General features: G+C 48.6%; 7 protein-coding genes. All 7 read right to left on the bottom strand.

The features are described 5' to 3' along the window. Positions 1 to 3: 3 nt before the first annotated feature. The 7 genes from AAC052_RS26840 to AAC052_RS26810 all read right to left on the bottom strand — a co-directional run bounded on the left by AAC052_RS26840 (position 4) and on the right by AAC052_RS26810 (position 8,223). On the bottom strand, positions 4 to 294 hold the full coding sequence (locus AAC052_RS26840) for a hypothetical protein (protein WP_339816216.1): 291 nt from the start codon (positions 292 to 294) through the stop codon (positions 4 to 6). Positions 295 to 364: 70 nt separating this feature from the next. After that, positions 365 to 1,048 carry a hypothetical protein gene (locus tag AAC052_RS26835; protein WP_339816215.1) on the bottom strand — a complete coding sequence of 228 codons (684 nt, stop codon included), beginning with the start codon at positions 1,046 to 1,048 and terminating at the stop codon, positions 365 to 367. A gap of 30 nt (positions 1,049 to 1,078) precedes the next feature. After that, positions 1,079 to 1,450 (bottom strand): hypothetical protein, encoded by a 372-nt coding sequence (locus tag AAC052_RS26830; protein WP_317491778.1) that lies wholly within the window; start codon positions 1,448 to 1,450, stop codon positions 1,079 to 1,081. A 70-nt stretch (positions 1,451 to 1,520) separates the two neighbouring features. Next, a complete protein-coding gene (locus tag AAC052_RS26825; protein WP_317491779.1) occupies positions 1,521 to 2,276 on the bottom strand; it encodes a DUF5715 family protein in 756 nt (251 codons plus the stop codon). Positions 2,277 to 2,390: 114 nt separating this feature from the next. After that, positions 2,391 to 4,448: a 3'-5' exonuclease gene (locus AAC052_RS26820; RefSeq protein WP_339816214.1), complete on the bottom strand. Its 2,058-nt coding sequence runs from the start codon at positions 4,446 to 4,448 to the stop codon at positions 2,391 to 2,393. 232 nt (positions 4,449 to 4,680) lie between these two features. Continuing rightward, positions 4,681 to 5,178 carry a hypothetical protein gene (locus tag AAC052_RS26815; protein ID WP_339816213.1) on the bottom strand — a complete coding sequence of 166 codons (498 nt, stop codon included), beginning with the start codon at positions 5,176 to 5,178 and terminating at the stop codon, positions 4,681 to 4,683. Between the two features lie 57 nt (positions 5,179 to 5,235). Beyond that, on the bottom strand, positions 5,236 to 8,223 hold the full coding sequence (locus AAC052_RS26810; protein ID WP_339816212.1) for a GH92 family glycosyl hydrolase: 2,988 nt from the start codon (positions 8,221 to 8,223) through the stop codon (positions 5,236 to 5,238). Positions 8,224 to 8,237 lie beyond the last annotated feature (14 nt).

The raw sequence follows: 8,237 nt of genomic DNA, 5'->3' as shown, positions 1-8,237 counted from the left end.
ACCTTATCCAATTATTCCAAGAAGATTGGGTGTCCCAGTGATGAAGTCAGGTGCTGCCAGAATTTGTCCCTCTTCTTCTGCCTTCATGGCAATCACTGTGAGGCCAATCAACAAAAACGCTCCTGACAATTGAATGATAATAACAGTGTTTTCGGGGTAAACAGGAAACTCTCCGCTAAAATCTGGAGGATGAAAAATGGCTGAAAACATTTGCAACAGAAACGCCCCGGTAAAGCCAGTGATCATTGTCAGGGTAATGAGCCATTCGTTTCGTTCTGTCACAGACTTTTCCATCAATAAATATAGAAAAGTTCATGGGTCAATTTCAAGACCTTTGGTAGGGTGCGGCGCCCTCTACCCTCTTTCAATTGCGGGATGCCATCAGTGGCTCCATTACCTCTCTGTACTGCTCCTCATAAAATAACAAAGGCGCTTTGAGTTTCTTTATAGCCGCTTCCAAGTTGGTGAAGTTCGACTGTGCGATATGTACCGGTATTTTGTACAGCCTGGAGTCGTTTTTCTCAAATGGGCATTTCACCTTCGATTGATGCAAGTAAGGGATTAACGTGGTGTTGCAGTTGAGGGCCAGCCGGTCGACCGTGTACTTCTCTAAAAGGTCGGTCAAAGTCAAATTGATCTTCTCAAAAAACTCAATTGTTTCAGCCAACCTCACTCTCGAACCAGCCCGGGATTTCCCTTTCTTTTTCAGGTACTTGATCTGACTGAAGCCCTGCTTCTTGCGGGTCATGTAGGCCCCAAACGATGTGTGATACATGTTCTCCCCACCACGCATCAGGCTGATGGTGGCATAGCCCGACTCCATACTTATGTACAGCACCCGGGCCTCGCTTGTAATGATGGACAGGTCGTCGTTCAGCACAAGATGAAGTGGCAGTCGGATGCTACCCACTGGGTTCAGGTCAGCATCCTTTAATACGATAGCGTGTTTTTTGAAATGATACTCATGTGCCGGAAAATGCTGCCTCACGAGCGTGCAGAGCTGCCCGATGGGTAAGTGGAACAAGTTGGCACTAAGTTGATTTATCAATGGAAGTAGCTGGTAATAATGAGTTTTATATCAATTACTTAAAAACTTCAAATGATCAAGCATCCGCTCTTTGATGATGTTCACTATTCGCTTATTGATGGCGTTGCTCATGGCGCTGTAACGCTCATATTCCTGTAAGGTAAACTGGCCAATAATCACTCCCCGTAGTTCGCTTCTCAGCGCATGGTCTTGTTCAAAGCATGAGTTTACGTAATGGAGCTTCTTTTCCGTGTTTAACAAGGAAAAATCAGGCTTCTTGGTGGCAATATACCGCTTCGTGCAGGCGATGAGCAAATCATGCTTCATTTTGATAACTGGTCTTACTACAGTATTTTGAAACGCTTCTTCCTCACTGGTTTCAGAGGTCACTTTTGCCTTCGGTATCGCTGGTCTTTTTGTCATGCATCGAAAAACAAGAAATCGCTTCTACTTGTTCATAACTGCCATAGAATATGCAGGAACGTCTATAACATCACCTGACAGTTACATGAATGCATTTCGTTTGACTTTCAAGGAGTACATAACACTTGCCTTCCTCCTGTAGCTTGATTAATTCACGCAATAATAGATTTCGCAGGCGGTAGGAATAAACTGGTGTGCTATTGCCTCTCTCAAAAAAGCGTGTTTGGGCAATGTCAAAAGTTCGGCCATAATAATGGGACGAGTTATTGGCCGTGGCGTTGAGGTTGTTTTTGCGTAGCGATTTTTGGTCCTCGACGGTTCGCAATATGGAGGTGACGGAAAACCGATACTCTGTCATTTCCAGTTCTTCGAGTCGGTCGCAAAACCTTTCACCTATAAGGTTTAGAAACTCTGCAGCGGATGGCTGCAGGTAAGGTAATGAGTTTGTTAAATGGGGAATTTCATAGTACTTGTTGTCGGTTATTTCATGGAGTTTGTAACGGCTACCAAACGCTTTAGCGTCTGATTTATGTTCGGCTTTTGATGCCAAAGGCTTTGTCAGGCCTTTTGCTTTTGCTACTTCAAGGTGATAATCGTTGATGTAACGGTGTACTGCCCTATTTTCTTCTTTTGAAAGCACCGCAACGGGCACCATGTCTTCAGTTTTACCTTTTGATACCGGGTAAAGCACCTTGAATAGCAGCAACATAGTACCTATTACTGCTCCCGTTGCTACAAGGATTTTACGAATACTATACCTCACTCCTTTTTGACCGGCGTCAGGGTTGCCTCGGGAAGGAGACGGAAAATTCCCATTTCTATTCATTTCCAGACCACTGTTAATGCTGCGAAGTGAATAATATAACTCGACTTTTCATTGAAATGGAGCATATTTAAATCTCTTCTCTCGTATCTGGAAGTTCTATCGTGTATTCAATGGCTACGAAGGGCCTTCTTTCAAAAAACCCGAAGCCTCCCCGGTAAAAGTCACCGTTAGCTCATGCATGGCCCTGGTGCATGCCACATACAACAGGTTACGATCCGATTCTGACTGATAGTGTTCAGCCGAAGCAAAGGGCACAATCACTTCGTCAAATTCCAGCCCTTTGGCCAGAGGAATAGTGGCAATCACCACACCTTCTTTAAAATGGGTGCTCTCCTCTGTGAGTAAATACACATTGGAACCTTCGAGCAGTGAATGGACTTTTTTGGCTTGCGTCGGCGTTTTACACAAGATGGCCAGCATCTGGTGATTGGAATGGCTGAATTGTTCTACCAATCGCCGGAGCTCTTCGTCTTCCTCATCTGTTGTGTGAAAACCCTTCACTTCCGGCACCAGCCCATGCCGCTCCATGGCTATCAGTTCCGGATTGGCTTTGATATGGAGTGCGAAGTGGGTAATCTCCCACGTGGAGCGGTAGCTCTGGTGGAGTTTCACTATGTCAGCCTGAGGAAAAACCTTTTCAATATCCGTCGCCGAAGAACTGTAAAGATTCACCGCCTGGCTGGTGTCGCCCAGGATGGTCTTTTTCGCAGGGAACAGCCTCAACAAGACCGCATACTGAATCGGTGTATAGTCCTGCATTTCATCCACCACCAGGTGTTTCACGTGATGGTAAGGCTCCATGCCCTCCAGCCTGATCTTGCAATAAATCAGGGGAAACACGTCGGCATATTCCAGCACATTGCCCGGCATTTCGAACAGGTCGTCCCGGTGGAGCCACTGGTAAAAACCTCGGTAGAGTTCCAGTACGGTCGCTCGTTCCGAAGCGCCCACCAGCGCCTCCCGAATCTGCGATTTTTCAGCCCCCGACAACTTGCGACCCAGGGCAGTGCGCACATACTGCTGCACTTCACTGGCGACCTCAGGCATGCGGTTCAGCAGGGGTAGCCGCTGAAGTGCTCTAAACTTTTCCTGCACAAAGGCGGCCGGCACGGTCACACGCCCTACCTGTATAGTGGCCGCCGAAAACCAGTGGTTCTCCAGGTGTACAAAGTATCGGTTCAAGTCCCGGACAAAATCGGCGGTCGATTTGAATTGCAAACGCTCAAGAAACGATGGATCCTGAGCATTGATAGTAGTGAAAACCTGTTGCAGGAATGTCTGAAAGCGGAATCTGTTGTCCAGCAGGTCTCCGGCCAGCTCCTCCATCCCAATCTCGGGGATATTGGCTTCGCCCAGCTCCGGCAGCACATTAGAGATGTAATCAGCAAACACCTTGTTGGGCGAAATGATGAGGATGTCGGAAGACCTGATCTCGTCTTTGAAGCGGTACAACAAAAAGGCAATCCGGTGGATGGCGATGGACGTTTTGCCAGATCCTGCCACTCCCTGAATGATGAGCACCGGGGACGTTTCGTTGCGAATGATGGCATTCTGGTCACGCTGGATGGTGGCCACAATGTTCTTCATCTTGTCGTCCGACGACAGGCTCAGTTCCTTTTGCAGCACGTCGTCCTGGATATTGACCGAATTCTCAATCATGTATTCCATCCTGCCCTGGCGGATTCGGTATTGCCGCCTCAGTTCAATACGGCCGTTCACCTTGCCCGCTGGAGTTTGGTACCAGGCTTCACCCAGCTCAAAGTCGTAAAACATGGACGACACGGGGGCACGCCAGTCGTAGATAGGATAAGCGCTCGAGTCCTGAGGAATGAACGAGTGCACGCCTATGTAAATCGGCAGGCGCTTCGGCAAACTACCGATGGCCCCTTCACGAGTAAAGTCAATCCGTCCGAAATAAGGCGACTCGCTGAGCTTGGTAATTTTGCGTCTGGCTTCAATGCCCACCTGCCCCTGAAAGGCAAAGCGCTTATGCGATTGTCCGGCAGAGACGAGGTCTGCTTCATCCATACCCGAGCGCTGGTCGTAGAGGTAGCGTTGCTCCTCCCGGAATTCTTTGGAGAACCGTTTGGTTTCGCTGTTAATCTCCCGGAGTGCCCACTCCAGTTGCTGCAAAATGAGGTCGAGGTAGCTTCGCTCCTCTTCTTCGGTCACATGAATGGCCGTTGGATTTGTCGATTCAGATGGTGCTATGGCGATGATATTTTGGTGAAAAGGGTTCCAATATATCCACCGTTTTCCATTCAGCCATGGCTAAAAAAATAAATCCAAACTAAAGTCAAATCGTGGCACTTTTCGAAAAAGCTTTCCGTTATACTCACGGCAAGCGGATAGGTTTTTGTCTCCCATTAGCACAATTTCCCTCTGAAAATCGACTTGAAGCCAGTTAACTCACGATCACCTTATCGTGTGCGACGCTTTCGTAAAAATGATGAATGTCGAACATTTGCTGGGCACCAAACTTTTGCCCTGCCTGGCTAAAAGCGTATAAACTCAATGCCACAAAGAAGAGCCCCGGAATGCTCCACAAAATCGACGCATCCCTACCCAAACTCCAGAGGCTGGCGCCCCACATGCCGAGGAAAAGTGCCAGAATACCAATGGCCACGTAGCCGAAAAAGAAAAATGCCCAAATAGTTGGATTGGGGCCGTACAAGCCTCTTACTATGACGTCGCTCCCCTCCTGATCAAATGACAGATGCAGTTGTGGGGACCAAATGTGCCGTTGGCCAGGGTTAATCTTGATATACAGATGATCAGGAAAGTGTGTGAAAGTGAATTGTTTGTTCTGCTCCAGCGCAGCACAAATAGTACTCTCCAGCTCGTGTTTCTGGACGGTTTCAACACGGTGCTTGAATCGGGGTCTTATCCTAAAACTTGACATAAAGGAAAGTTAAGTGGTAATCCCAATCCCCGCAATGACTTCTGTCAGTTGGTGGATTCAATACTCCACCACCACCTCGTCTATAAACAAATGCGAGGGATTGCCGGCACTTTCGTGAGAAGGTGGCAGCCTGCCTCCAGTTTTGGCCTTTACCTTTACATAGCGGGCCTTTACGTTGACCGCCGCTCCTAAAAACTGTACTTCAGCAGCACTCATCTCTTTCGGAACGGTGTTTTTGACAGCGGTGAGCGGAGTGAATATCTTCCCGTCGTTGCTCGTTTCGAAGGTTACCGATTCGGGATACACAATCCAGGGGCTCACGTCCTGCAACACATGCACCGCCACCCGTTTGATTGGGCGCTCAGTTTTGAGGTCGACCACTGCTTCAAAGTCCTGGTCGTAGTAGCTCTGCCACTGCCCTGCTTTCCAATTTTCCGTCCCAATGATGCCATCTATCAATGCTCCATTTCCTCCAGCAGTGTACATGGGATATACCTCACTGAGTACCTCGATGGTTTTGTCGTTGGGGAGCAGGTAGAACTGCTGCGCCACTGTTGGCGAGTTCACAGCCCCTCGCTTGACATAAGCTTCCACTTTTGCTGTCTCTTTCACCCAAAATGGTGTTGCGTATGTTTCAAACTGACCGCCATTGAGGGAATAGAAAATTTCCGCTCCTTCAGTCATCGACATGATATCTACCTGAAGCGAATCCTGGAATTTGAAGTTGTCCATATTGAAATAGGGTACCGCCACAAAATCGCCTTCAGCAATGGCCGTGTATGGCATCTGCCCCTCCAATGTGCCTAATTGCTTGTTGGGTTTGTCGGTCATTTCGAATGTGAGGCTACCGCCGTTGGCCAGGTCTTCATGATTGAAGTATGTCTGGCTCCTTGCTTTACCGTTCAGTGTTATCTTATTGATATAGATGTTTTTATCAGACACCAAAGGAGCACTTACGGTAAAGGTCTTACCATTTTCCAGGTGGATTTTCACTTCGTTGAACAAAGGTGTTCCTATCGCATAAACCCTACTACCGGGTGTGACCGGGTAAAAGCCCATGGCACTGAAGACAAACCAGGCCGACATCTGCCCACAGTCTTCGTTGCCAATCAGTCCGTCGGGCTGGTTGGGATAAAATTCCGTGCTGATCTGATGCACCAGCTCCTGCGTACGCCAGGGTTTTCCCACGTAGTCGAACAGGTAGGCCATGTGATGGCTGGGTTCATTACCGTGGGCATACTGGCCAATAAGTCCCGTTACGTCGCTTTGGTCACGGCCACTGAGCCCTTCGCTGGTGGTGAACAATTCCTCCAGCTTCTCGGCCGTCTTCTCTTTTCCCCCATAGAGTTTTATTAACCCGCTTAAGTCTTGCTGGGCCGTAAACGAATAGTGCCAGGCATTGCCCTCGGTGTAGAAGTTATTGACTTCACTGGCTTGAAATGGTGCGTACCAAAAGCCCTGCACTTTGCCCCTGATAAACCTATTGTTATAGTCAAAAAGGTTCTTATAGTTTTGGGCACGCAGCAGGTAGGTCTCGCTGATGTCCTCTTTCCCCAGCCACCTGGCCATCTGAGCAATGCACCAATCGTCGTAGGCGTATTCCACTGTTTTGGAAGCACTTTCATGATCGACATCATTGCTTACATAGCCCTGCCGGATGTACTGCCTGTGGCCAAACCTGTCGCTTTCGGCGTAGTCGGTCATGGCGGCCAAAGCCAGGCCAGCGTCAAATCCTCTAATACCTTTCTGGTAGGCATCGGCAATCACTGGAACCGAGTGATAACCGATCATGCAAAACGTTTCGTTGCCACTCAGCTCCCATACAGGCAGCATGCCGCCCTGCTGGTATTGCGTGAGGAACGTATTGATCCAGTCGGTGGTGCGGGTACGATTGATGATGGTGTGCAGCGGGTGCAAGGCCCGGTGAGTGTCCCAGAGGGAAAATACGCTGTAATAGGTACCCTTTTCTATTGTGTGTACTTTCAAATCGGTGCCACGGTAGTCGCCGTTCACGTCGGTGTAGGTATTGGGGCTGAGGCAGGCATGGTACAAAGCGGTATAAAAGGCAACTTGCTGGTCGTGGGTGCCACCTTTTATGTCAATTTTGCCCAGCTCCCTGTTCCAGGCAGTATGCGCCGCTTTTTTCACTCCTTCAAAATCAAACCCAGGTATTTCTGCATCGAGGTTGAGTAAGGCATTTTCCATGCTCACTCCCGAAATGCCAATCTTCATCGCCAGCTTTTTGTCCGATTTCAAATCGAAACTGAAATAAGATTTGACGTTCAATCCGTCAGCAGTTTTTAGCCCGCTTGTCAAGGTGTCGTTGAGGGCAATGCCGTAGTTTTTGATTGACTTGTCGAATTTGATATGAAAATACACCACCTGATTCTCGGCCCAGCTTTTGCTGCGGCGCATGCCTCTGACTTCATAGTCGTTGACGATCTCCATTGACGATTCCAGCACCACATCCCGGTGCTTGAGATCCAATAAAATTTTGCCCTCGCCGGCTTTCTCAAACGTGTACTCATGCATGCCCGACCGTGTGGTTGTGGTCAGACGTGCCAAAATGTTGTGCTTTTTCAGCAATACCTCATAATACCCCGGCTCGGCTTTTTCCTGACTGTGGGAAAATGGTGAGCAATACTCGTTGTTGTTCCAATGAACGTCGCCTGTAAAAGGCATAACGAGTATGTCGCAATAGTCGGGAATGCCAGTGCCACTCAGATGGGTGTGTGAAAAGCCGTACATCAGCGAGTCGGTATAGTGATAGCCGCCACATCCATCCCATCCTTCAAGTCTGGTATCGGGGCTGAGCTGCACCATACCAAAGGGCATGCTGGCGCCGGGATAAGTATGTCCGTGGCCGCCCGTGCCTATGAAGGGATTGACCAGGCCAGAATGGTTGGTTTGGGCCGCTAAGCTGGCCACCTGTGCAAAAAGAAGAAAGGCTATAAAAGATAATTTGTGGTGCATTAGGTGATGCTCTTCAAGGGTAAAATCAGGGGTGTAAAGGTAAGGAATTGCGTGGGAAAAGTAGTTTGTCACTTGTTGCTACTCCA

Source organism: uncultured Imperialibacter sp. (assembly GCF_963974565.1).
In the GTDB taxonomy this organism is placed as follows: domain Bacteria; phylum Bacteroidota; class Bacteroidia; order Cytophagales; family Cyclobacteriaceae; genus Imperialibacter; species Imperialibacter roseus.
The sequence above is the reverse complement of the archived record's forward strand: the minus strand, read 5'-3'. Positions and strand labels throughout refer to the sequence as shown.